Consider the following 25,067-nt stretch of genomic DNA (forward strand, 5'->3'; position numbering starts at 1 on the left):
ATCAAGCAAGGTTAACAACATAATATTAACCGCTATTTTATAAAATTGTAATAAAAATTATCTATTGGTAATTAGCTTTTTATAGGTCATAAATTTTTACATATATTCTCAATAAATTCATCTACTTTATCCCAAGATGTATATTCTATTGGAGTATCTGATTTTACTGGCCCATTTGTTAATTTCATAATTAATTTAATAATAAGCTTATCTAATATTGAATAGCTGCCGTAATCAAGCCTACCTGCAAATACTGATTTTACTTTAGGTTCCCATCTCATTTTATCAAGAAAATTTATTACATATGGGTTTGTGTCAGGTGTATTTTTAGCTTTCTTTCTGGCTACCAAATTTACTGAAAAAAAACCAGTATTTATTTTCTCTAAGGCATGTCGATACTTATCAATAAACCTGAATACTATTTTTCTATGATGACCATATCTAATACTTGCACCAATAACTATGGTATCAAAGGCAATAACATTTGACGAAAAACTATTAATATCTTGAATACAAGTTTCAATACCTTTATTAGAAATATTTTCTGCTATGTAATTACATATTTTTAATGTTTGTCCATCTGTTGATGAATAAAGAATACAAACACTTTTTAATTTTAACATATTGAAACACTTAATGGATAAAGTATTTTATAAACTAACTCTAATTAAAGAAATAGGTTTTTAAAACCCATTTCTTTAACATTGATAACCTGCATAGGTATTCCTACTTAATTGGTTGTGGAATAAGCACCTTCTCTAATTCTAACTTATAAATGCCAAGGTCAGACAATACTTTGTCTTTCATATTCATTAATATACTATCATTATCGGAAAATATCTTTTTATAATAAGCAATACCATCCAGCAAATTAGCTTTAAACAAAGTAAAATATTTTACTTTAACAGGTGTATTTTCATTTTTACTTTCCACTTCAATTTTTGCTTTTAAATAGTCAATATAGATCTTAAGTTCCTTAATAAATACATTGGGTCTATCATTATTAAAAAGGTGTGTTGTTTTACCATAAATGTGATTTACCATTTCTCTTAACGAGTTAATCCTATTAAAGTATGCTAAGTTAGGGCCTGGACATACAACAACACCATGGTTACCTTTAGCAAGAGGTAATTTATAATAATCTAATACAGTATTACCGAGACCTGTACACAGACATACTTTCTCAACAACCTTATCTACTTTTTCTTTTAATTCAATTGGATTTGCGATTGCTTTTTTAAGTTGTGAAATTTTGTTTTTCTGATACTGAACAGAGGCTGTACAAATTGATTTTGGAGTAAACTCAGTGTTAAATTGTAAAAATTTCTTCAAACAAACAGCACCAGGATTTCCTTCATCAATACGTTTTTGTTTTTCTTTATCAGCCCAATTTCCTTTAATAGAGTTAAATGGCACACCTAGAGGAGAAATCCGACTCAAATAAAAATCGTTTTCTTTGCCTTTTAAAAGTAAATTTTGGGTAAATTTATCTACAGTTGTCGCCTCAGGCACTAACATAAATGGTGACCCCCAACCTACAGATTCCATTCCATAATAATCCAAGAGCATTTGATGCTCATAGGCATCTCCAATTCCACCCTGAACCGTATAAAGTAACGGAAGAGCACGATCCACTTCAATATCCTTCTCTTTCTTTAATACTTCAGCATATGTAGTGTGCAACTGTTTATTTAGTTCCTTCTTGTTTTCCTTAAAATCATTTAAGATTGGTCCTAATAAATACCCATCAGTAGCAAATGCATGGCCACCACAATTTAAACCTGATTCAATTCTAAATTCAGAAACCCAAAGTCCCTTTTTTGCTAGAAATTTACCCTGGATCATTGCAGACCTATAATCGCTTACCTTTAAAGCAATTCTCTTTTTCATTTTCCCTTGTGCATCAGGAAAAAAATCTTTAAAATTTGCCATATAACCATATAAACGAGGATTTAAACCTGCCGAAAGGATAAGGGAAGCATCTAACTTACTTTCTGCAAAACCTCTTAATGCAGAGTGTGCATCATTGTAATCTGTAGGGTATGGCTCATTCTGTTTGGTGTAATTTACACCATCCAGCTTAGTCATAATGTTAACATCTATACTGCCCGGAAGCATTAAATCTCTCAATTCATCTTGGAGTTTTCCTTTCATATCACCAACAGATTCAAGCATTTGGTTGTACTTTACTTTAAGAGGTGTATTTGAGGGTAGCATCTCAAAATATTTGGTTATCTCACTTCCTGCTATAAAAGGGGAATTCCTTACTTCTTCAAATTGTTTTTGAACAATATCATTAACTAAATTTAAATATTGACGAATAATAATTGCCCTATTTTCAGGATCATAAGGATCTAATAATTCATAACGCAAATTGTGCTTGCAACTATGTATTTCTATTAATGGATTCATTATGTAATGATCGCTTAATGGAATTACTGAATTAATTCCATATTTAGCAACCTTTAAGGGGGATTCAATAGTGTATCCAGTTCCCATTACAGGAATATGAAAAGTATGTGGTAATTTATTTATATCCAAAATAATATATTTTTAAATTGTTAATGTGTTTATTGTAGGTTGTATTGTAGTTAATTTTGGTATTAAATGTTTTTTTTAAGAGTTACGCAAAAAATACTTGAATCTTGAGATTCTTCAATCCAAATTTTTCCTCCTAAAAATTCAGTATAAGATTTTGCTATAAATAATCCTAAGCCAATACCTTCATTAGCCCTTGACAAAGAATTGTCGCCATTCAAAAATGATTCAAAAATGTTATCGTAATCTTCTTTTGGTATTTTAGCGCCATTGTTTGTAATTTTTATTGTAAAAAAGTTATTGTTAACCAGCGAATTAATATGTATTTTTATTTTTCTTTGTGTATTTGAAAATTTAAAAGCATTGTCAATTAATTTTTCAAAGATTACTTTCACCTTTGACTCATCATTGGTACATATTAATTTATTTGATTCATCGCTTTGTATTTCTACTCTATTGGTATTGTTAAACATTCTACTTTTCTCCTCAATAACGGCATTCAAAAGGTGTTCTAAATTAAAAGTAGATGTTGAAAATTCTAGTTGGTCTGCAATAATAATTGAGCTATCTATTATGCTTTGCATAGTATAAAGCAATCTATTGCAACTTTGCAGAATAATGTCAAGTTTTTCATTTATTTCTGGGTAATTTCCTTCTTCAATTATTAATTGAGAAAATCCTATGATACCATTTAATGGTGTGCGTACTTCGTGGGATATGTTTCGTAAAAAAACATCTTTAACGTAATTTGCTCGTTTTTCATTATTCAACGCTTTTTGTAAACTAATCATAAGTTCACGGTTATTTTTCTCTAAATTATATTTATCTATAGCATTTTGAATAATCAATTTCAACTGTTCGTAGTCCCAAGGTTTAGAAACAAATGCATAAAATGAATGAGAGTTAATGGTTTTTATTGCAAGTTCAGATTCAGCATGAGCAGTGACTAGAATTTTTATTACATTGGGAAACTTACATTCTATTCTCTGAGCAAATGAAATACCATCTTCAATAGGCATTTTATAATCAATAAGCAGTACTTCTATTTCATTATTGTAAAGATATTTTTCTGCAATTATGGTATTCTCGCACGTCATAACATTATATTTTTGCAGAAAACTAGTTTTAAATCCAACAAGATTGCCTATTTCATCATCTACGTATAGTATGTTGCTTTTTAATTCATCCATAATATTATAATTATCCTTACTCATATTGTCTATTTATCTTTTAACTGAATAGTTTTGAGAAAGCACAAATCCTTTTAGATTTATTTAATTTTCAATTCAAAATTAAAGATTGAGATCACTTCTCTTTAGTCAAGGGAAGTTCTGATTAACCATTTTTCAATGGCTAACCAGAACACTAATACAAACCTAAATGTCAGGTAATTATAGGTGTATATAATGCATTACATAATACAATAGGCACTATGAACTATACTAAATTAAAAACTTGTAAATCCATCATCTTTTGTATGCTCGAACTTAATTTGTTGCGAACCTTTTATTTTAGTACTCATGACAGCCCTAGGTTCTGTGGTTTTTGTTGCTGTATTACTATTTGTCTTCAAAATCACAGACTTATTTTCGAAAGTATCCTTCAGTTTAAAAAAAGAAATTACCTGTTTTAATTGTTCTGCTTGTGAGGCAAGTTCCTCAGCATTAGAGGCCAACTCTTCACTTGAAGAAGCATTTTGTTGTGTAATTGAACTTAGTTCTTGAATAGCTGAATTTACTTGATCTGCCCCTGTATTTTGCTCCATACTCGCAGCTGATATTTCTTGTATTAACTGGGTTGTTTTAGTAATTTCCGGTAAAGATTTAGCCATTACTTCTCCAGCACCATTAGCCAGATCGAGGCTTTCCTGGGTAAGAGCGACTATTTCTTCAGCAGCAACTTTACTTCTGTCTGCTAGTTTCCTAACTTCTGCAGCAACAACAGCAAAACCTCGACCATGTTCTCCGGCACGAGCAGCCTCTACTGCTGCATTTAATGCCAAAATATTTGTTTGAAAAGCTATATCATTAATAATTTTAACTCTGTCTGCAATTATCTGGTTGGATTCTGCTGCCATTCCTGCTCGTTTAGCAACAACCTTTATACCGTCCAAGGTGTTAACAGACATCTTTTCTGTTGTTTGAGCATTTTGTGTGTTTTGATTAATATTTGATGCTATTTCTTCCATTGTTGAAGAAACCTCTTCGATAGAGCTTGCCTGCTCACTTGCACCTGTAGACAATTGCTCAGATGCTGTGCTCGTTTGCTGACTAGCAGCTGCAATATAATCCGAGCTGGTTGAAACATTTTCGATTACACTACGAACTTTACCAATCATTGAATTAAGTGCTTTAGCTAATCTGCCTACTTCATCTTTTTGGTCTATATTAATTTTGACTGTTAAATCGCCAGAGGCAATTGCTTCTGCAAATTTCACTCCTTCATTAAGATTTTTTGAAAGAGTCCGGGAAAAGGTTGTATTTATGGTCGCAAAAATGAGTATACCTATAATTAAAGCAATAATAATAGAATTGCGTGTTCTATTAGTTAAACTTAATAATTCATTATTATTAATACTTACAGCTACATATGAATCGATAACTTCAATATATTTAAAATACTGATGTTTTTTAATACCTTCCCAAAGATATGTGGTTTTTCCTTCCTGTAGATTATTTGATTTAATTTGCTTAAAAGCCTCATGGTTAGCTATATTCATTCCTTCACTAGTTGGGTGTATAATAAAATTTCCTTTACTATCAACTAAAAAGGGATAACCCGATTCAAAATATTTTTTTGAATAAAAAATTTCACGCAAGCCCTCCATATCATTCTCAGGCATACCATAAGATATCATTCCTAGTACTTTACCTTTTTTTTGAATAGGTTTATATCCTGTTAAGTACCATGTGTCTACAACAAGTGCTCTTCCATGGTAAGAATTTCCTGCTGAAATGGCTTGCGCTATGGGGGAATTGCCTGGAATATAGGAACTTATTACCTTTTCTCCTTCTTTATTTGTTGCATTTGTTGCAATTCGTAAGTATCCATTGGGAATTTTTTGAAAGATGGTAACAGTACCTTCAACCTTATTCGTAATGTCATCAATTATAGCATTTGACTGTTGTAATATTTCATTATTAATTAGCCAAGTGCTTACTTTTATTGTTGTCTTTTGATTTGTTTCCTGATTAACTGCATCCAGCGTAACTTTCTCTTCCTGTATAGATAATTCACCAAGGCTTTTAAAGTAGGCATCTACATATTCTATGCCTGTATTTACTTGTTTCTGATTTAAAACAATCTCATTTTGTATAACTCTTGAAACATCACTTACCTGCTCATACATCCTTACATCTGTAAGGTTTGTTATTTCAGCTTTCTCTTCATTTAAAACATATACAGAAATACCAATTAAGATACCTGTCATCGCAAATCCAAGGGCTAAATTAAGCCGAATTCCAATACTAATGTCTTTTATTCGTTTCATTGTAATATATTAAAATCATTTATTAATACATTACAACAGCTGCGCCAAAATCTATATATCTCTACATATTAAATACATACAAAATACGCATAATCCAATATAGGTGCGATATATCACACCTTGTATTAAATATCATCCCTGTCGGATTTTTCAATTTTTAATTTCCTCATGCGAGAAAATAGTGTAGAAGGATTTATATTTAAAATTTCAGCAGCTCCAGATTCTCCTTTTACTTTCCATCTGGTTTTTTTTAAGATACTTAGTATATAATTTCTTTCGTTCTCTTCAAGAGTAAGGTGCTCATTTTTAAGCTGTGAATTACCGTTTCTATTAAAGTTAAAATCAACATCTAGTTTGTTTCCACTACTTAATATATATGAACGTTCTATAATATTTTCCAATTCTCTTACATTGCCTGGCCAATTATAATCGATAAGTTTTTTTAGAGCTTTAGACGAAATAGAAGTAATATCTGCACCTATTTTCCTATTAAACTTTTCCATAAAAAAATGAACCAATAAAGGGATATCATCTTTTCTATCACGAAGCGATGGAACACTAATAGGCATTACATTCAATCTATAGTATAAATCTTCTCTAAATTTGCCTTTATTTACTTCTTCTTCAAGATTGCGATTTGTAGCTGATATAAGACGAATATTTATTTTTTTTGTTTTTACTCCTCCCAACCTTTCAATTTCTTGTTCTTGAATTGCTCTTAGTAATTTCGACTGCACCGTAAGTGGTAATTCTCCAATTTCATCTAAAAAAAGTGTTCCGTTATTTGCTAGTTCAAATTTACCAGGTTTAGAAATAACTGCACCGGTAAAAGCTCCTTTTTCGTATCCAAACAATTCGCTTTCTATTAGATTTTCAGGAATGGCTGCGCAATTCACTTTTATAAATGGTTTTTCTTTACGGTTGCTATTTGAATGAATTGCATTCGCAAACAGCTCTTTTCCTGTACCACTTTCCCCTAAAATTAGAATTGACGAATCGGTTTTTGACACTTTTTTTATAAGACCAAGCACTTTTTTTAGAGCTTTGCTATTACCTATTATCTCACTAAATTCATTATTCCCAATTTCTAACTTTAATTGAATATTCTCTTCCTCCAATTGATTTTTTAATGTATTAATCTTTGCAAATGCCTCTGTTAGTTCTTTGTGTTTCTGCATGATCTTATTAAACAGCCCCAACCTTTCTTTTCTAAATCTGTATTTTTCAATGGCTGAATCAAGTGTCAACTTAAGGTCATTTATATCTACGGGTTTAAGTAAATATCGATAAATTCCTCCTTGGTTTATTGCATCTAACATCGTTTTATTATCATCAAAAGCCGTTAAGATTATCACAATAATATCAGGATATTTTTCTTTTAATATTGCAGATAGTTCAAGTCCAGACATTTCTGGCATACGTTGGTCTGTAATAACTATATGATAATTTGATTTCGCTAATTTAGCAAGTGCCTCTTTTCCACTTTCTGAAATATCAATTTTATACCATTTTCGGAGCCCTGCCCGAATAGTGATTAAATTATCTTTTTCATCATCTATATATAGAATATTAATTTCCTGCATCTTTTTTTACGGGTAAAAATATAACAAACTCCGTTCCTTCTCCTTTTTTAGTATTAACTTCAATTACTCCACTGTGTTCTTCGATTATACCATGAACTATGGATAATCCTAGCCCTGTTCCTTCTCCTACATCTTTTGTGGTAAAAAAAGGGTCGAAAATATTTTTTAAAATTTCCTCAGGTATACCCGAACCACTATCTTTTATTTTGACTATAATATTATCTTTTTCATTACTTAAGCTTGTTGTAATAGTAATCTTACCTTTATCTTCAATTGCTTGAATTGCATTTACCAACAAGTTTAGAAAAGCTTGTCCTAGTTTTCCGGGAAAACAGTAAAACTCTTCAATATCTGAATAGCTTTTAACTATTTCAATTCTACCTTTATACTTATTAAATAAAATGGTTAATGTAGAATCAATTAGTTGATTTATGTTGGCTCTTTCAAATTTTTGGGAATCTAAACGAGTGAATGTGCGTAATCCTTTAACAATGTTGGTGGTACGGCCAACTCCATTTTTGATTGATTCCATTACCAAAGGAAGTTCTTCAAGCAGCTCTGTAATTTTTTCTTGAATTTCCGAGGCATCAATATTACCTTTGACTTGACGATTTTCAACTTCAATGGATACCGGAATAAATTGATGTATTAAGTGAGTCATTTCTTCGAGCATAAACTCCAAACCTGTAATACCGCTACTGATAAAGTTTACAGGATTATTTATTTCGTGGGCAATTCCAGCAGTTAATGTACCGATAGAAGCCATCTTTTCCTGTTTAATCAATTGAGCTTGAATAAGCTTTAGTTCCTCCAATGCTTCTTTTAACCTGTTTCTTTCTTCAAGAAGCATTTCATTTGTTGTATATAGCTCTTCATTGTTTGCTTGTAACTCTTCATTCAATTGATTTATTTCCTGAGTTCTTTCCTCGACAAGCGATTCAAGATTATTTTTGTGTTCAATAAGCTCATGTTCAACCTTCTTTCTTTTTTGAGCTTCGAATAATTGGGCTACAATAGCAGCAATTGTAGAAATAAATGATTCTTCATCTGGCATCCATTTACGTTTTTCGCCAATATGCTCAGCGGAAACAACTCCAACTAGCTTTCCTTCGAGAAATATACCTGAATCGAGCAATGAAGTTATACAATGCTTTTTTAAATGTATATCTTTTAATTGGCTTGTGCGTGGGTCGTTAAATGTATCTTCAGCATAAACACGATTCTCTTTCTTTATGGCATTGAAATATGCCGGAAATTCATTAATATGTAAAATATCTCCGGAAGTATAAGTTTCTGTTTGTTGGTTAAATAAGAATAAACATTTTAATTGAGAGCCATCATCGGAAAATGCCCAAATGCTTCCACGGGCTACTGAAAGCGTTGAAGAAATTAAATGGGCAATTTTTTGAAAAGCGTCATTAATATTTTTAAATGAAAAGATGTGAGAAAACATTATTTCTGCTAAAGCGGCTCGTTGAATATTTGCCCTATTTTGACTTTCTACTTTTTGTATTTCAGCTTTTTTTCGTTCAGTTATGTCAATCGACAGCGAAATTGCCCCGATAACCTTTTGTTTGTGATTATAAGGGACAACAATTTTTCGAGCATATATGTCATGCTTCTTATAAATCAATTTATCTTCATAGTCCAGTATTTGGTTTTTCTTTATTAATTCAAGGTTTCGTTTCCATTTTTCTTTTCCTTTTTTTGACGCAGTACCCTCATAAATATTCTTCCCTTCAGAATCGCCCCAAATACTTTTAGAACTACTGTTTTGTAATAAAACGTTGCTATCTAAATCGGTGGCAAACAATTCAAAAGGCAAACAATCAATAATTGTTCTTAGCATTGTCTTTTGTTCAGTGAGTTTTTCTTCTGCCATTTTTTGTTTTGTAATATCCCTTATAATAGACAAGAAATTGCCATTAAGACCATTTTCAATTTTGTTTATTGCAACTTGAGCAAAAAGTGCCTTCCCTTTTGCATCAATAAACTCCCACTCAAACTTTTGTGGAAACCCTTCTGATACTTTTTTTAATATCGCTACACCTTCATCAAAGGATTTTTTTCCATTAGGTTGGTATTCGGGTGACAAATCAGCAAAAGTAAAGTTTTTTTTAGTGTCGGTTATACCAAATAAAACTTTTGCTGTTTGGTTACAATCAATATAATGCTCATCCTTATGAATAAACACCGCTTCAGTCGATGAATTTAAAAGTTGTCGATATTGTCGTTTAACTTCAGCAATAGTGGTTTCAAGGCTTTTTTGGTAGCTTAAATCTTCAATGGTACTAATCATATAGTCAATGTGGTTTCCTTGATGGGTGTATTTTTGCAAAAACAACCTGACATCTAAAAGCGAGCCATCTTTTCTTCTAAATTTCACCAAATGGGGGGTATTTATCTGCCGGGTTATAATTTCGTGATATATTTCTTGCCGGGTTTCAGGTTTGTCGTATAAATCGTAGGCAAGATGTTTGATATGCTTTTTTGCATCACTAAAAGAGTTATACCCCAGCATTTTAATAAATCGTTCATTCATGCTTACAATACTACCATCAACTGTTGATAATGCCATGCCTATTGGAGCATTGTCAAAAATGGTTTTTATGCTTGTAAATTCATCTTTCATTTTTATGTCATATTAAAACCTTACCTTATAATTCAAATCTAAAAGTTACAATTTTTTGAGTTTTTTATGTAAAAATTAAAGAATCATTTAGTTTGCTTAAAATGTAACTCCTGTCATTTTCATAATCATAGATTGAATGATGGCATCTTCATCAGCATCATTACCCTCAGTCTTTAGTTTGGCAATCAAATTGATCAGCTTCATTATATCCAAGTCGTATTCAGATAACAATTCAACCATCCTATTCAGAACATCTTTGCTTTTCTTAAGAAATTCCTTACTTGACGAAAAGACAATTTCATCAGCTCCGTCTTTTATGATTTCGTTATCCAATAATTCAAGCGATTCATTTACCTCACTTTGCAACCACACATATAAATCTTTCATTCTGATTTGTGTTAAAAAGAAGCGTGGCACTGAAACCACTCGTAACTAAGGTATCGCCAAACACCCAATCGCAAAGCAGCACAGGCCACGCCCGTACCTACTCTCATTGCGATTTTAAAATTTGGCGATTTTTAGTTACAAGAGATTAAGTCTTAATATTTTAAGATTATATGTTCGCTTTCTTTTTTGTTTATATCAAATATTCAGTTTTACTGTTAAAATTTATACAAAAGTAATATTCAAAAGGCAATAAATGGAAAAATAAGGCAATAAAAAACCCGATACCAAAACTGATACCGGGCTATATCTTAGATTAACTACTCTTAATGAGAGTTGTTTGTCCGAATCTTTTGAATATCCTCAATGGCAATATCTGTTATTTCAGATATTTCATTATCCGCATAACCTTTTGCAATCATTTTTACTACAACTTCTTTTTTACCTAAGTATTTAAGTTCGTTGGCAGCTTCTGCAAAAGCATCTTTAACTTGTGGTGAAATTGTTTCCATAATCTCATCTATTTTATCCGGTTCTAAACCAGAAACTTTATACAAATATAACGCTATTTTTTGGAAAATAGTTTCGTCAATTTCCTTTAGCTGACTGAACATTTCTCGTGCCAAATCAGGGTTATTCTTGATAAAGCCAATAAGATTATCACTTCGCTTCATAAACCATACTGCTACTTTTACACTTGGTCGCTTAAAGTGACGGATGATAGCATGGTCTTCAATATCTTTTGTATCAAACAAAGCATAATCAAAAAGTGGCACAAAGCGCTTAAGCTCCTCCGGAACCTTTACAAAACCCGAATCTGTCCACTTAGGTTTACCATGATAAAACACCATCGTAATTACAGGGGTAAGCGGTTGTTTGTTGGCTACCTGACTTTCCCATACGTTCAAAATATATCTTAACAACTGCAAGTGTATGTTTTTATCTGGGTAACTCTTATGCTCGTACAGCAACGACACCTTAATATTAGTATATCCATACTGCATGTTGCATGATATATCTTTAAAATATGGTGCAAGCTCCTTGTCCACATATTCAGTCGGATCATAAGTAAGCGTCTCTGGCTTTAGGCCCTGGAGTACTTCTTTGGGCAATGTTCCTAACAACAAGTCTTCCAGGTTCTCTTTCACAGAAAACATGCTTTTAAAAAAGTTGTCGTGTATGTTGTTGTTCTTCTTTATGCCATTATTCTTTTCCATATTACAAATGTATTTTAATTCATTCAGTTATTTAAGTTTTGTATCGGTTCTGACTTGGTATCAAGGTTAAGGTTCAGCTTATCGAGATAGAACACAAAAGCTGTTGTGCTGGTGTATTTCTTATTACCCTTCTCATCTATTTCCTGGTAACCCGATTTGGCATCCATCTTTTTAAAACTCACTTTCTTAGTATCACAGATAAATGCAGGGCTGTTCTTCAGGTAATATTCCACTGTTGCATCGGGTAGAGGTTTGTCTCCCTCTCGTAAAGCTTGTGATTTGTATAAGGCAAACACACGGCTAACGGATAGATAAAGGAGCTTTAAAGGTTTCTGAAAAACTATATCTGATTTCTTCCACTTGCCATCCTCTTTAAAAGTGCGTTCAATTTTTTCAGCATAGACCAAACGGTAATCACCTTCTTCAAACAAAACATTGGAGCTGATAAGGTATTGGACAGTTTTCCAGAAGATACCCAAATCATCATTCCTGGCTGTTTCCTTGTTCTGTTCAATCATCATCTTTACAAACAGCTCCATAATTTCTTCATATAAAAACGGCAGCTCCACTATTTTGGCAATGGTAGCATAAGCTGATGCAACGGTAAGCCAGTTATTGTATATCCTGGTTTCAACTGCTATCGTTTCTAATAGCTCCCTGAACTTATCACTAACGGCATCAACCGTTTTGTTATAGTTCCTGGCAAAAGTCTCCCTATGTTTGAGCAACTGGTGGGTTATCTGTGTCAACCCTTGTTTGTTAATTTGCTCCAGCTCTTCAAATAAACGCTTTTCTTCAAAGGAGAATACCGTTTTTGAGAATCCCAGGGCAATGAATCGGCTAAACAGTGCAATATCAGCTGTAGCTATTTGCTGACCACAGACAATGATTCCCTGGTTCACTTTTGAAGTTTCCTTTTTCTTGTCCTTATCCATGTTCATGCGTGTCCGTCCGGTCTTATCCCAAAAACCTTTGAGCAGCTCACGTTTTTCCATTTCCAAATCATTACGGTATTCATCCAGAACACAAACAGCATTGGAACTGGTGGCTACGTGGTCGGCAATGGATGGTTTACTGGAGTTATGAAGATTGGGGACTTTGCCTTTTCTCCCAAACATGTACAAGATGCTCTCTGCGCAAGTATTCTTACCAGAACCTTTTTGACCATACATGTTCAGGATAGGGAATTTATCAAATCGCTTTGATATGATGTCCATAAACAAACAGGCAAAGTAGAAGGATAAGGTCACAATACCGTTTAGCCCGAATACGCCATAATATTTTGTGGCATATTCATACAAGGTTATATTCCCTTCGTTATGGATAAAATGGCGTTCAAACTCAAACAAGGTATCGTCACCTGAATAGATTTCGGAACAAGCAGGAATATAGAAATACCTATCCTGGTGCTTTACGATTCCATATCTATCTGCTTTTATAAAATCATCGCCATTAAATATGCCGTTTCCCCAACAAAAGAAACCTTCTCGTTGCCATCCCATCTGCACTATCTCTTTGCAGCTTTTCGTTTTCTCATAAAGCCAGGCTTTGAGTTTATTCAATTCGCTTTCCCCTCCAGTCCATAAAAAGTTACCCAATGATTCTATCTGGAGCTTGAAAGCTGTAATACTAACAATATCACGTTGTGGAAGCTCAATAATCTTTACCAGGTTATGACGGTTCTTGATTTCGTATAAGCGTTTGGCATTAATTGGACTTTCAATATGAAAGAGTGGGGTCATTACAAAGTTGGAATGAGGCACAAAATCATCTCCTTTTTTATTCCGGAACACGTAACAATTGTTCTCTACATAAAAGCCCCAACGGTCAAATTTATTCAGACTAACATGTTCGGGAATATTGTATCGGTGGCTTCGCTTTGGCTCATCTTTGATAAACTCTTTAATGGCATCTTGCCATGCTTTCTTAGGCTTGATATGTTCAGCCACAAAGTCAATATAAACCTCCTGCTTTGTCTTATCGTAGTTCGCAATTAGCATAGAGATTCGTTTAATAGCTTCCGATTTTTTAACCGGGTCGGAAGCAAATCTTTCTGCATACTGTGAAGTTTTATAGACTATGTAATCGGCTTGCTGGTTATTATACTGAAGAAATTGTTCTTTGGTAGTAAAAAGTGAATCCGGGTCTTGTTTATCAGGCAAGGCTATGACAGAAACATGGAACTGGTTTTTAATCAGTATTTCCGCATTTCTATCTGTGGCATTTTGCCCTGCTTTATCTCCATCAAAGATTAATGTTACCTTATTTGTATAATGCCTAAGTAGTTTAACCTGTGCTATGGTCAGGGCAGTTCCACCAGTAGCAACCGAATTTACAATCTCTATCGAATGTAATCTTAAAACATCAGTATAACCTTCTGTGATATATGCCCTATCTTCCTTTTTAATGGCAAACCTCGCTTCATTTAAAGCATACAGCTCATTACCTTTTGTATAGATGCAACTTTCAGGTGTATTTAGGTATTTTATCTTGGGGTCTTTACTTATGTCACGCCCTGCAAAAGCGATTGTTTGCCCTCGTGAATTTGAGATAGGAAATATCAATCTGTTTCTGAAGAAATCATAGATACCTTTATCATTGCTTTTTAGCACTCCTATTTCCTCAAGTATTTCAGTTTTAAGGCCACTTTTTCTTGCATGGGCCAGGAGTGCATTCCCATTTGGAGCATAACCGATGTTAAAGCTACTTTCTTTGGGAATAGCAAGTTTGCGTTCTTCAATGTACAGTTGCGCTTCCTTTTGGCTGACCTGTTCCAGAAAGAACTTCTCAATCACGGTACACGCTATTTTCAAACTCTCTTCATGCTTATACTTTATTTCATCAAAATTAGAACTATGCTTCCATTGAAAGTCCATTCTCAGCTTCTTCGCACCAATCTCGACTGCCTCTTTAAAATCAACGCCTTCATGCTCTTTAATAAATTCAATGGCATTACCACCTTTGCCACAGCCAAAACATTTAAAAATACCCTTTGCCGGGTTTACACTCAACGATGGTGTTTTTTCGTTATGAAAAGGGCAGCAACCCATAAAATTACTGCCCCTTTGTTTTAACTCTATAAAATTTTCGACAACACTTAGAATATGGTCGTTTATTTGCTCAATAACCTTGTTTGCATCCATGTATGCTACCTCTTTAATTTTTAAAATCTAAAGTCAATTGTCGTTTGTTTAATTGCCATTCCTCAAAGGTCATTTCCTTAACTTCATTCAGCGCTTTTCTGGCTTCATTAAACTGGTTCTTTGTTTTGGTGTAATCATTTCGAATGCGTTCTACTTCTTCCATTTGTTTTTCCAGTACTTTTTGCTTTTGCTCCAAAAATTCTGATTGGTCGGAGAAGTGATTAAACAACGCTGTATAACATTCCATTTTGTATTTAAGAATGGTTTCCTTGGCTTCTGCTTTAACGTTCTTTGGATTAATGGTAAAAAGCCACCCCAAAGCATACATATAGGGCAAACAAAACATCTCCCTATCTTTACCATCAGCTCCAACTGAGGTGCTGAGCACCCCAATAGAACCTAATATCTCATCATTTTGAATTTTTGTCCTTTGATTTTTGGCATCGATACCCAATGCTTCGCAAATCGGTTTTATGGGTACAAGTTTATCTGCACCATCAATCAGCATAATGCTTACATTATTAATCTTTGCTACTATCTTTTGTTTTTTTGTCATAATTGTTTCTTCGATATGTTTCTAAAAATGGCAGGGCTGCCCTTGTTCAGCCCTGCCCAAACCAAATTAGCCGTCAAGGGTGGTTAATAATCCTCTAATATCTTCTGGTGAAAAGCAAAGAGGCATCTTATCATCCATCGCTGCTGTCAACTCAATTCGTGCCATCAAGCTCTCTTTCCAGTCTGGTAGCATATAAATAGTGCTACTACTTTGAATAAAGCTTAACCTTAGTCTGATATTCTCTGACCAATTAAGTTTATCAAGCTCTTTGTTTTCCGGGCTGATAACAGTACAACCCAAATTCAACAAATAGATTTTTATCCCATCAATTTCCTTAATATCGGTTTCCTTATTTATTCCGGAGAGGTAAACTATCATTACTTAAATTTTATAGTATTTCGGAATGCCCTACAGATTATGTTTTGCTTTGTCTTGAAGACCACCTAAGCGTTCCTTATAAACATCACAAAGCTCTTCTACGGATTGTACGCTACTACGTACCTTTCGGCTTTCCAGCACCCTCTTTATTTCAGAAATTGTATAATAGGTTTTACCGCCCAATGTGGAATATGTGATATTACCACTACTGCGCAACCTTTGCAAAGTCCGTTGGCTAATTCGTAGGTAAGTACATACGTCTTCACCATCAATCCATGCTTCATCAGGATTAACCGAATTATGGTTTAAATCTAAAAATTGCAATAGGGAATCTAATTTGTCTACAATAGCTTTATAAGCTTCTGACTCAATTGTTATAACGTTCATGCACTGATTTTTTAATTCAGCACAAAATTGTAAACAAGGAAAATTTTATGAACTCAACTTGAGTCTCAAGTTGAGCAAGATTTATTTAAGATTCTGAATTTTGGCGTTAAAGCTGTTTACCAAATCACTTAAAAAATATGCTCTTAATCCTCTGTTTTCTATAGAGGTGCGCACTGCCATTCGGTTTTGTTCCGGATGATAATATTCTAAATTAATTTCAAAAATGCTTTCGAAAAGCTCAACCAAACGTTGTAGTTTGACATTTCCGCTATTGATACATTTGGCTGAGTGCAACGCACTTATAAGCTCAATTAAATCTCGTTTAGTAGCCGTCCATGACATGGTATTATGAGATGTCCCTTTTATGTCAGTTGTTCTTTTTTCAACACTTGACTTAAGCCTTAAACTCTGTAATTCAACATCTATGTATCGAATCATAGTTTCTAAGAACTCCTTTAAATCTTCACTCTTTTCAGAACACCACCGTTTACTATGCCATTGTACCGTAAATTTCAGGTGATTCAGGTTGCGATGGATTTGTCTTGCATCATCATCTTCATAACACCTAATCGAAATCAATTGCCTCCATTCTCGGATTAACATTTCAAATTCGGTAATACGAACCTTTTCTGATGCAAATGCATTTTCAACCTTCTTAATAAATCGCTCTGTTTTTTGTTCCATTTTTTAATGATTATTAATTAATAAAAAGGCCATCGTTATGGCCAAACACAGCGACTTAATACGGACGTATTCGAAGGCGTTTTTTACAACACATTATGGAACAAAAAACAACGTGTTGCATTTTCAATAAAAAGGTGTAAATTAGAACCTGAAATATTGTAGATTTTGACTGAGAAATGGCACTGCCAAAAGTCATGGCTAAATCATGACCAATCAGAACAAAAAGACTCTTAAGTTATTGATATACAAAATCATAAGAGAGAAAGTTCACTTACCTCTCTCTCCGCTTAGTTAAATGTCAATAGAAGACAGAAAAGAGACAAGTCCTATAATATCAAGATATTGTAGGACTTTTTTTATGCCCTTTTGTCTGTAAGTACTTTGATAAAATTGCCAAAAAGCGACATAGTTTTGTGGCTAAATCGTACCCTATTTTTAAAAATCAAAAATAGGTCACAAATTGTCGCATATTGGCATAGTAATGTCGCGAATTGGCACACCTGCAATCATTTCATTTTGAGATTAATAAACTAGTTTTACAATTCAAAAAAATGAAGCAAATGAGAAGTACATTTAAAGTTTTTTTTACATTAAGAAAAGTGCAAAAAGAAAAGACGGAACAGCACCTATTATTGCAAGAATCAGTGTTAATGGTAAAATGGCACAATTCAGCACAAAGCAATATATAAAGGTTACTGAATGGAGCGTTAGTCTGGGCAAAGTAAAAGGGCGAAGTTCGGAAGCAGTGGCCACTAATAGCCTTTTGGAAGAAATAAAGACCTCCATTCATAAAACATACAATGAACTTATCCGAAAAGAAATCACAGTAACTGCTGAAAAGGTTAAAAATACCTTTTTAGGTATCGGACAAGAGCAATTCTTTTTAATGGAGTTTTTTGAAGACAGTAACAACCTGCTAAAGAAACAAATTGGCATAAGTAAATCTAAAGCCACTTACCAAAAAGCAGAGGTCTGTAAACGTCACGTATCCGAATACCTGAAATCGGAATATAAGTTATCCGACATAGATTTAAGGGAGATCAACCACTCCTTTATTGTAGGCTTTGAAACCTACCTGAATACTCATTGCAAATGCAATTACAATACAACAGCTAAATTCATTCAGAAATTTAAGAGCATCATTATTACAGCTCAGAAAAACGGTCAACTCCATAATGACCCCTTTGCCAACTACAAAATATCTTTAAAGAAGGTTGACCGGGGCTACCTGACCAAAGACGAGTTAAATAAAATAATGGAGAAAGAAATTAAAAATGAGCGACTGGAGCGCATTCGTGATATTTTTGTTTTTTCCTGCTACACCGGGTTAGCTTATATCGACATTAAAAATCTAAAGAAAGAACACATTATCCAAGTTTTTGATGGCAACCCATGGATAATGACCAAAAGGCAGAAAACTGAAGTGCAAACCGTAGTTCCTTTGTTGGATGTAGCTCAAGAGATTCTGAAAAAATATAAAGGGCTACCCAAGGATGTATTGCTACCAGTACCAACGAACCAAAAAACAAATGCATATCTCAAGGAAATTGGTGACCTATGTGGAATAAATAAAAACCTCACCTTTCACCTTGCCCGACACACTTTCGCCACAACCATTACCCTATCAAATGGTGTACCCATTGAAACAGTAAGTAAAATGCTTGGGCATACCAATATTAAAACAACTCAGATTTATGCTAGAATTACAAACGAAAAGATAAGCTCAGACATGCACCTATTATCACAAAAATTAAAATGCTCGGAAATGAGTTTAGCATAGAAAAATATTATAAAGTCAGTTTTTATTGTGCCCCTAGTTATCAATTAGATAACTAGGGGTTTTCTCTAATACAAAGCCGTTTACTTCAACAGCTCCTTTTTTGAAATAAACAATTTATTGAAATTTGAACTTAGGGCTTCTTTAAAAACAGTTCCTTGGTTTTGAGAAGTTGTTAATATAACTTCTTCATTCTCAATCACTGCATTCACCTCTACTTGCTCCCCACTATCTGAAAAGATTTTCGTTTTATGAGTAAATGAGCTTCTATTATCACCAGTAAAGCTATTTCCTTTCAACGAAGTAATTCCGGATAAATAATTGGCTACAGATGCAGAATCAAGCTGTATGCCATTACTCATCCAGACCCCTTCGTTTTTAACCATTGTAAATGAACTGTCAGCAGGATAACTAAACTCAATTTTGTTAATATTGGTTTTATTTGTTTTTAATAGGGTTTTATCCCTAAACGCATCTACATTTCTATTGGCAGAACTACCCAAGAACCCCTCAACTGCATAAACCTCTTTTTCGTCATTATATCGCACGTAAGATGTCATGGTTCCTTGCGGACGCATATAAGGGTTTTGTTGCACCATAGGATTTGTTTTGGGTTGGGAATACGAAAACTTTCCGATGTATATTTTTGCTAATTCGCCTTTAGCTCCCACAAACTGCACCTCTGTTGAAAGCGAATCAGTCAATTCAAATTTATCCCATCCATCTTTTGTTTGAGAAGCAAGTCTAATAGGCTTTAGTCCATTTAATTGATTGATTAATCGTTCTATTGTTGCTGCATCAGCATTATATGACTTTCCGTCAGATACGACTCTCCAATTCTCATTATCCTTTTTAAGTTCTATACTTTTACCATTAAGCATTTTGGGTTTTACAATTACAGATGTAATTATATTTTCTTCAATATTAAATAGTTCAGACTTGAGTGTATTAACACCTCTTCTGTTATCCAACACCTTTATACCAACAGTTAATATGAGCAGGCCTAAAAATACCCAGCTCAACGTTTTTATATTCAATTTTCTAAACATAGCTTTCTCCTTTAATTTTTAAGCGGGTAAATTTTCTTCTTTGATAACGATAAATACCAATACCCAGAATGATAAGGATTGGTAGAGTAAAGTTTAGAATTTTCAACAAGTTCTTATCCCCATCTTCTAACTGGTCTAATGGTCGCATCTTTACCTGCTTACTCCTTAATTGAATAAGTCCGGTATCATCGCTCATATAATCAATAGCATTTACAAGAAAATTGGCATTATCAGGTTGAACCTGGCGTACCTCCTGACCAGAACCATTAATGGCCAAATCACCATCTGTGATTACTACCAATTTATGATTGTCTTTTTCCAGAAGTCCTGCAACTGTAAGTTTTGAAGCTGTAAAGTCCCTTTCCTGCCATTGTTTTTCAATATTAAAATAAACTGGAGCCGGTTGTTTTCCTGATTTATCCGAGGTAAAGACCAATGGCGTAAAAGTGCTTAATGAATCCCCACTAAAGGTTAACGAACTACCAAATTGCATAATCATTGTTCCTAAGCCTTGTGTGATAGGATGGTCGGCAAAATTGGATAAAATTGGTAAATAAGGAAAGTTAATCGGACGATTAACCGTAAAAATACCTTGGCGTTGTTGAACATTTACAGAACCACAATTGGCATCCACAACAAAATCCTCATTAACGGTAAGTCCTTGTTTTTGCAGCCAATTACCCATTCCTGTATATTTAGCAAAGCCCATTCCTTGATTTAATTGAGCATCAACCTTATTAAAAGACACAAGTAAATTTCCTCCCTGATTTAAAAAATCCTCTACGTAAGTAAAATGCTCTTCAGGAATTGAATCCTGAGGGTTTATCCAGGCCAGTGTTTTATACTTGCTGAGATTTACACTATCTGATAATGCAACTTCTTCCGGCACATATAGAACTTCCAATCCCTGAATTACCTGTATTTGTTCATTTAGTGTTGGCTCTCCATGACCAACAATAAAGCCAATTGCATCCTTATCCGGAATTGTCATCTTTTTAATGGCTGTTGTTAATGCATATTCCATTTGTGCTCCCGGCTGAATAAATGGTATTGTTTCAGAGTTTTCACCAATCTGCACTAAAGCCCCCATATAGGCTTTTTTTGTAGTAGCCTGGTCTTTCTCTCTTGCTTCAATCATCACTGTCTGAATTCCCGCCTGTACAGCTTTCTGTTCTTCCTGTGCATCTTCATTGGGATTAATAAACTCAAATACCAGTTGATGATTACTTCGAGATGCATATTCTGCCAATAAATCTTTAAAATCATTTCTTAATTGGTCGAACTGAGGTTGCAGACCTTCAGAAAAATAAGCAGTTACTGTTATTGGCTCTGTAATATCTTGTAAAATATCTTTGGTGGTTTCACTCAATGTATATCGCTGGTCTTCAGTAAAGTCAAGGCGAACAAAAAAACGATTAGCCAAAACGTTAATTAATACCAAAACACCTAAAGCCAATGCGATATAATATTTAAATCGTAGCTTGTCGTTCATAATTTTTCTTTTTAGTTGATGTTACGTTTAACAAGAGACAGTTCAGATGCCATTAATCCTCCAAGGATTATTGAGACAAAATAGATGATGTTTTTACTGTCAATTACACCTCGTGTAATACTTCGATAATGATATTGCATATCGAGATATGATAAAGTATCTCCAATCATCCCCGGAAATGCCCTTGAAATAATGCCAAATAGAATCTGAAAGAAAATTCCAATAATAAGAGCCAATAAAAAGGCCACAATTTGGTTAGATGTTATACTACTGGCAAAAATACCAAGACTTATATATGCCGCACTCATTAAAAGTAAACCTAAATACCCGGTCAGAACGGAGCCATGGTCTATTGGTCCAATATTGGCAATAGAAATATAATATGGCAATGTTAGAGCCAGTGAAATTGCAATTAGCAGAAAAGTTGCCAGAAATTTACCTGTAACTACCTGCCAATCTGATACAGGTTTGGTTAAGAGCAACTCAATAGTACCTGTTTTAAACTCTTCGGCAATTTGCTTCATGGTTAATGCCGGAATAAATATAAAAAGCGTCCAGTATGCAATACCAAAGAACGGTTGCATGGTTGCTCTATTTATGTAGAATACATCATTGTTGCCATAGAGCCAGGTAAAAAAGCCACTTAGCCCAAGGAACACAACAATGAGTATATATGCCATCAAGGAATCAAAATACCCTTTCAACTCCCTTTTTGTTATTATCCAAATTTGCTTCATAATATTTAGTATCAAGATTCAAGTATTAATACACAAGACTTTTATGAAAAAATAGGTATTAACACTTCATCATTATTTATATAATATTTGAACTATCTAGGTTTTGTTAATTCTCTAAATACATCCTCCAAGTTCTTTTCAATAGGTGTTAACCGAGTAATAAACCAACCTTTACTTACACACATTTTAAAAATGCTTTCTATTGATGATTTACCAACATGGCTTTCAATCTCAAAAATGCATGAGTTATCATCTACAAATGAAACCATTGCAACTTCATCAATATTGCTCAATGCTTTATAGGCTTCATTGCGATCCGTTGTACTTAGCCCCACCTTTAGAAGTTCTGTTCCCTGTGCTTCTTTTCGTAATGATTCCGGTGTACCATCGGCTACAATTTTACCTTTATTGATGATTAAAACCCTGTCACAAGTTGCTTCTACTTCCGCCAAAATATGAGAACTCAGAATAACGGTTTTTTCACGTCCTATTTCCTTTATGAGCTTTCGTATTTCAATAATCTGGTTGGGGTCTAAACCTGTGGTAGGCTCATCAAGAATTAGCACTTCCGGGTCGTGGATTAAAGCCTGTGCCAATCCAACCCTTTGTTTGTAGCCTTTAGATAATTCACCTATCTTCTTGTGTTTTTCAAGGTCTAACCCACAAATTCGAATCATTTTCTCAACCTGTGCTTTAATATTGCTTTTGCTAACCCCTTGTAACTCGCCAATAAAATTCAGATAATCCATAATGGTCATATCTAAGTACAAAGGGTTATTCTCCGGCAAGTAACCGATGCTTTTCTTTACTTCATCGGGTTCATCATGAACTGATTTTCCTCCCAGGGTAATATCTCCTCCATTGGGAGTAATATAGCAGGTGATTGCCTTCATTGTTGTGGTTTTACCTGCTCCATTAGGACCAAGAAAACCAAGAATTTCACCTGTTTTCACCTTAAATGATAAATCATCTAGGGCTTTTTGTGTACCATACGTCTTGGTAATATTCTTTACATGGATGTCCATTGTTTAGAATGATTTATTATAAATTGAAAATAATTAGTTAATTATCTGGTTCTATACTCGTAAATAGCTATCTGGAACGTATTTCTCTTCGCATAAACATGGTGTATGCAATAGCAAAGAACAACAGCGTACCTCCAATAAGTGCTACAACTTGTGGCCAAACCAACATAAGACTCTGACCTAACGGCAGAGGATTTGGTATAGCTCCAATGGTTTGTTCTGTTGTTAAAGGACCCAAACTTCGAACTGAAGGGCGCAACAGAGTAGTTGTAACATCATTGAATAATTGTCCGGGATTAAAACGCATTAAGTTTTGGACAAAACGTTGAAAACTGACCATTTGATTTTCACTAATAAACCTTACCGGCGCAAGTCCTTTTGCAATAAGATTTACAATCATACTATAGAATATAGTAAAGAAAAGCCATACTGAAATCCCAGCCAGGGCAGAGGTTGCTGCCTGCCTGAATTTTACAGAAAACAGTATGGACAGATTCAGCCAAAAGCCAACGTATATGATGTTTACAATAGAGAAAATAATGATTCTCATCAATTCATCAGTTGTAGGAGGAATACCTATAAATATAAGACCAAAACCAAGTACCAATAAACTTAGACCAATAAAAAGGTAGCTTAGAATGGTTAAGGCAGCTAAAAACTTGGCATTTAATATATAGTCCCGATAAATAGGTTGTGCCAATAATCTGCTTAAAGTTCCTTTGTTTTGCTCGGTATTTATGCTGTCAAATCCCATGCTGATACCTAACAATGGCCCCAGGAAACTGATAAATACCAGAAACGAAGGCAAAGTACCATTTGAATGTGTATAAAGCTTCAGGAAGAAGAAATCATCATCAGCACTTCCTCCTTTTATAGCAGCCGAAAAATCATCCAGGGCAGCATAAAGCGACCCCATACATGTTAGCAACACCAATGCTACCATGATAATAAATTTCCAACTTTTTACTGTGTCGGAAATTTCCTTACTTACAATAACCCCAAAGGGATTAGTTTGCTTTGTAGCTATACTAATCATCGCTTAATCCTCCTTCAAAATAACGGTTATAAATAGCATCAAGTCCATATTCTTTTTTACTCAAGAAATTAAGTTCATAATCAGCCTCAATAACTGTTTTAGCAATGGATGAAGAAATATCTGAAGAGCATTCAATTTGAAAGAGCGTATTATCTGCCGATACTTTCTGTATACCTTCTATTGGAGCTAATAGCTTTTCCAATTCTTCCGAACCTATTGGAGATTTATCACCGCTATCTATTGCAAGTTCAATAAGGTACATACCGTGTGTAAACAACTTTTGCGATAACTCTTTGATATTTCCTTCTGCCAACAACTTACCACTAACAAAAATTCCTACACGGTCGCAAACTTGCTGAACCTGATGAAGGTTATGAGAAGAAAATAGTACTGTAATATTTTGCTCTACGCTGAGTTTTTTTATTAAGCTAAGCAATTCCATTACGCCTTTCGGGTCGATGCCAGTTGTCGGTTCATCTAATATGATGACTTCCGGATTTTTAATCAATACATCAGCTAAACCTAATCGTTGGCGCATTCCTTTAGAATACTTGCCTGTTTTTTTGTTTTTATCGTTACCAAGACCAACTCTCTCCAACAGTTCACCAGCTTTTTCTTTGGCAGTGCTATAGTCGAAACCATTCAGCCTGGCCGTATATATCAGGTTATCCAAACCCGATAAATCATCATAAAACCCTACATCCTCTGGTAAATACCCTACCTTCTTTTTAACAGCAATAGGTTTTGAGGTAGAATTAATTCCACATACACTTACACTTCCCGAACTAGGCTCTGTAAGCCCCATAAGCATAAGTATTGTAGTTGACTTTCCTGCACCGTTTGGCCCAAGCAATCCAAAAATCTCACCTTTGTTAATGGATAAATCCAGATTATTAACAGCAGTAAAGTCTCCGTACTTTTTAGAAATTCCATTTAGTTGTATAACTGGACTATCCATA

General features: G+C 34.1%; 20 protein-coding genes. 1 reads left to right on the plus strand and 19 read right to left on the minus strand.

The window, feature by feature from the left end:
- Window positions 1-86 precede the first annotated feature (86 nt).
- The 13 genes from hemG to OM074_RS16935 form a co-directional block, all read right to left on the minus strand.
- Window positions 87-623: a menaquinone-dependent protoporphyrinogen IX dehydrogenase gene (gene hemG / locus OM074_RS16875; RefSeq protein ID WP_301201604.1), complete on the minus strand. Its 537-nt coding sequence runs from the start codon at window positions 621-623 to the stop codon at window positions 87-89.
- A 103-nt stretch (window positions 624-726) separates the two neighbouring features.
- Window positions 727-2,541: a hypothetical protein gene (locus OM074_RS16880; RefSeq protein ID WP_301201606.1), complete on the minus strand. Its 1,815-nt coding sequence runs from the start codon at window positions 2,539-2,541 to the stop codon at window positions 727-729.
- A 62-nt stretch (window positions 2,542-2,603) separates the two neighbouring features.
- A complete protein-coding gene (locus tag OM074_RS16885; RefSeq protein WP_301201608.1) occupies window positions 2,604-3,752 on the minus strand; it encodes a hybrid sensor histidine kinase/response regulator in 1,149 nt (382 codons plus the stop codon).
- A gap of 233 nt (window positions 3,753-3,985) precedes the next feature.
- Window positions 3,986-6,028, minus strand: coding sequence for a methyl-accepting chemotaxis protein (locus tag OM074_RS16890; protein ID WP_301201610.1), 2,043 nt, complete (start codon window positions 6,026-6,028; stop codon window positions 3,986-3,988).
- A gap of 125 nt (window positions 6,029-6,153) precedes the next feature.
- Window positions 6,154-7,611 (minus strand): sigma-54-dependent transcriptional regulator, encoded by a 1,458-nt coding sequence (locus OM074_RS16895; protein ID WP_301201612.1) that lies wholly within the window; start codon window positions 7,609-7,611, stop codon window positions 6,154-6,156.
- Complete coding sequence (locus tag OM074_RS16900) at window positions 7,598-10,189, minus strand: ATP-binding protein (RefSeq protein WP_301201651.1); 2,592 nt, start codon at window positions 10,187-10,189, stop codon at window positions 7,598-7,600. Before OM074_RS16900 ends, OM074_RS16895 begins: the two co-directional genes overlap by 14 nt.
- A 150-nt stretch (window positions 10,190-10,339) precedes the next feature.
- Window positions 10,340-10,630, minus strand: coding sequence for a hypothetical protein (locus OM074_RS16905; protein ID WP_301201614.1), 291 nt, complete (start codon window positions 10,628-10,630; stop codon window positions 10,340-10,342).
- Window positions 10,631-10,953: 323 nt separating this feature from the next.
- The gene (locus tag OM074_RS16910; protein WP_301201616.1) at window positions 10,954-11,844 is read right to left on the minus strand and encodes an Rpn family recombination-promoting nuclease/putative transposase; all 891 of its coding nucleotides are present in this window, start codon (window positions 11,842-11,844) and stop codon (window positions 10,954-10,956) included.
- Between the two features lie 23 nt (window positions 11,845-11,867).
- The gene (gene dnaG, locus OM074_RS16915; RefSeq protein ID WP_301201618.1) at window positions 11,868-14,987 is read right to left on the minus strand and encodes a DNA primase; all 3,120 of its coding nucleotides are present in this window, start codon (window positions 14,985-14,987) and stop codon (window positions 11,868-11,870) included.
- 13 nt (window positions 14,988-15,000) lie between these two features.
- A complete protein-coding gene (locus OM074_RS16920) occupies window positions 15,001-15,543 on the minus strand; it encodes a phage antirepressor N-terminal domain-containing protein (protein WP_301201620.1) in 543 nt (180 codons plus the stop codon).
- A gap of 66 nt (window positions 15,544-15,609) precedes the next feature.
- Window positions 15,610-15,921, minus strand: coding sequence for a DUF4406 domain-containing protein (locus OM074_RS16925; RefSeq protein WP_301201622.1), 312 nt, complete (start codon window positions 15,919-15,921; stop codon window positions 15,610-15,612).
- Between the two features lie 30 nt (window positions 15,922-15,951).
- Window positions 15,952-16,308, minus strand: coding sequence for a helix-turn-helix domain-containing protein (locus OM074_RS16930; RefSeq protein ID WP_301201624.1), 357 nt, complete (start codon window positions 16,306-16,308; stop codon window positions 15,952-15,954).
- 81 nt (window positions 16,309-16,389) lie between these two features.
- Complete coding sequence (locus tag OM074_RS16935) at window positions 16,390-16,992, minus strand: RteC domain-containing protein (protein ID WP_301201625.1); 603 nt, start codon at window positions 16,990-16,992, stop codon at window positions 16,390-16,392.
- Between the two features lie 589 nt (window positions 16,993-17,581).
- On the opposite strand from OM074_RS16935, the gene OM074_RS16940 reads away from it, so the two are divergent.
- Window positions 17,582-18,772, plus strand: a complete 1,191-nt coding sequence (locus OM074_RS16940; RefSeq protein ID WP_301201653.1) for a site-specific integrase — start codon at window positions 17,582-17,584, stop codon at window positions 18,770-18,772.
- A gap of 80 nt (window positions 18,773-18,852) precedes the next feature.
- Here OM074_RS16940 and OM074_RS16945 read toward each other — a convergent pair whose 3' ends face one another.
- The 6 genes from OM074_RS16945 to OM074_RS16970 form a co-directional block, all read right to left on the minus strand.
- Window positions 18,853-19,818 (minus strand): DUF4340 domain-containing protein, encoded by a 966-nt coding sequence (locus tag OM074_RS16945; RefSeq protein WP_262327093.1) that lies wholly within the window; start codon window positions 19,816-19,818, stop codon window positions 18,853-18,855.
- Window positions 19,811-21,310, minus strand: a complete 1,500-nt coding sequence (locus OM074_RS16950) for a GldG family protein (RefSeq protein ID WP_262327092.1) — start codon at window positions 21,308-21,310, stop codon at window positions 19,811-19,813. Before OM074_RS16950 ends, OM074_RS16945 begins: the two co-directional genes overlap by 8 nt.
- 11 nt (window positions 21,311-21,321) lie before the next feature.
- The gene (locus OM074_RS16955; protein ID WP_262327091.1) at window positions 21,322-22,047 is read right to left on the minus strand and encodes an ABC transporter permease subunit; all 726 of its coding nucleotides are present in this window, start codon (window positions 22,045-22,047) and stop codon (window positions 21,322-21,324) included.
- A gap of 92 nt (window positions 22,048-22,139) precedes the next feature.
- Window positions 22,140-23,072 carry an ATP-binding cassette domain-containing protein gene (locus OM074_RS16960; protein ID WP_262327090.1) on the minus strand — a complete coding sequence of 311 codons (933 nt, stop codon included), beginning with the start codon at window positions 23,070-23,072 and terminating at the stop codon, window positions 22,140-22,142.
- Window positions 23,073-23,139: 67 nt separating this feature from the next.
- A complete protein-coding gene (locus OM074_RS16965; protein ID WP_262327089.1) occupies window positions 23,140-24,108 on the minus strand; it encodes an ABC transporter permease in 969 nt (322 codons plus the stop codon).
- Entirely contained in the window at window positions 24,101-25,066 is a 966-nt protein-coding gene (locus OM074_RS16970; protein ID WP_262327088.1) for an ABC transporter ATP-binding protein, read from the minus strand. The genes OM074_RS16965 and OM074_RS16970 overlap by 8 nt, the downstream gene beginning before the upstream one ends.
- Window position 25,067: the final 1 nt, after the last annotated feature.

The organism is Plebeiibacterium marinum (genome assembly GCF_026013615.1).
Lineage (GTDB): Bacteria > Bacteroidota > Bacteroidia > Bacteroidales > Marinilabiliaceae > Saccharicrinis > Saccharicrinis marinus_A.

What these genes read in the sequence shown, in the direction of transcription:
- hemG (WP_301201604.1), bottom strand. Translation starts at nt 623, where the DNA reads ATGTTAAAATTAAAAAGTGTTTGTATTCTTTATTCATCAACAGATGGA.
- OM074_RS16900 (WP_301201651.1), bottom strand. Translation starts at nt 10,189, where the DNA reads ATGGCATTATCAACAGTTGATGGTAGTATTGTAAGCATGAATGAACGA.
- OM074_RS16965 (WP_262327089.1), bottom strand. Translation starts at nt 24,108, where the DNA reads ATGATTAGTATAGCTACAAAGCAAACTAATCCCTTTGGGGTTATTGTA.
- OM074_RS16970 (WP_262327088.1), bottom strand. Translation starts at nt 25,066, where the DNA reads ATGGATAGTCCAGTTATACAACTAAATGGAATTTCTAAAAAGTACGGA.
- OM074_RS16890 (WP_301201610.1), bottom strand. Translation starts at nt 6,028, where the DNA reads ATGAAACGAATAAAAGACATTAGTATTGGAATTCGGCTTAATTTAGCC.
- OM074_RS16930 (WP_301201624.1), bottom strand. Translation starts at nt 16,308, where the DNA reads ATGAACGTTATAACAATTGAGTCAGAAGCTTATAAAGCTATTGTAGAC.
- OM074_RS16895 (WP_301201612.1), bottom strand. Translation starts at nt 7,611, where the DNA reads ATGCAGGAAATTAATATTCTATATATAGATGATGAAAAAGATAATTTA.
- OM074_RS16925 (WP_301201622.1), bottom strand. Translation starts at nt 15,921, where the DNA reads ATGATAGTTTACCTCTCCGGAATAAATAAGGAAACCGATATTAAGGAA.
- OM074_RS16945 (WP_262327093.1), bottom strand. Translation starts at nt 19,818, where the DNA reads ATGTTTAGAAAATTGAATATAAAAACGTTGAGCTGGGTATTTTTAGGC.
- OM074_RS16955 (WP_262327091.1), bottom strand. Translation starts at nt 22,047, where the DNA reads ATGAAGCAAATTTGGATAATAACAAAAAGGGAGTTGAAAGGGTATTTT.
- OM074_RS16950 (WP_262327092.1), bottom strand. Translation starts at nt 21,310, where the DNA reads ATGAACGACAAGCTACGATTTAAATATTATATCGCATTGGCTTTAGGT.
- OM074_RS16935 (WP_301201625.1), bottom strand. Translation starts at nt 16,992, where the DNA reads ATGGAACAAAAAACAGAGCGATTTATTAAGAAGGTTGAAAATGCATTT.
- OM074_RS16905 (WP_301201614.1), bottom strand. Translation starts at nt 10,630, where the DNA reads ATGAAAGATTTATATGTGTGGTTGCAAAGTGAGGTAAATGAATCGCTT.
- OM074_RS16910 (WP_301201616.1), bottom strand. Translation starts at nt 11,844, where the DNA reads ATGGAAAAGAATAATGGCATAAAGAAGAACAACAACATACACGACAAC.
- OM074_RS16920 (WP_301201620.1), bottom strand. Translation starts at nt 15,543, where the DNA reads ATGACAAAAAAACAAAAGATAGTAGCAAAGATTAATAATGTAAGCATT.
- dnaG (WP_301201618.1), bottom strand. Translation starts at nt 14,987, where the DNA reads ATGGATGCAAACAAGGTTATTGAGCAAATAAACGACCATATTCTAAGT.
- OM074_RS16885 (WP_301201608.1), bottom strand. Translation starts at nt 3,752, where the DNA reads ATGAGTAAGGATAATTATAATATTATGGATGAATTAAAAAGCAACATA.
- OM074_RS16960 (WP_262327090.1), bottom strand. Translation starts at nt 23,072, where the DNA reads ATGGACATCCATGTAAAGAATATTACCAAGACGTATGGTACACAAAAA.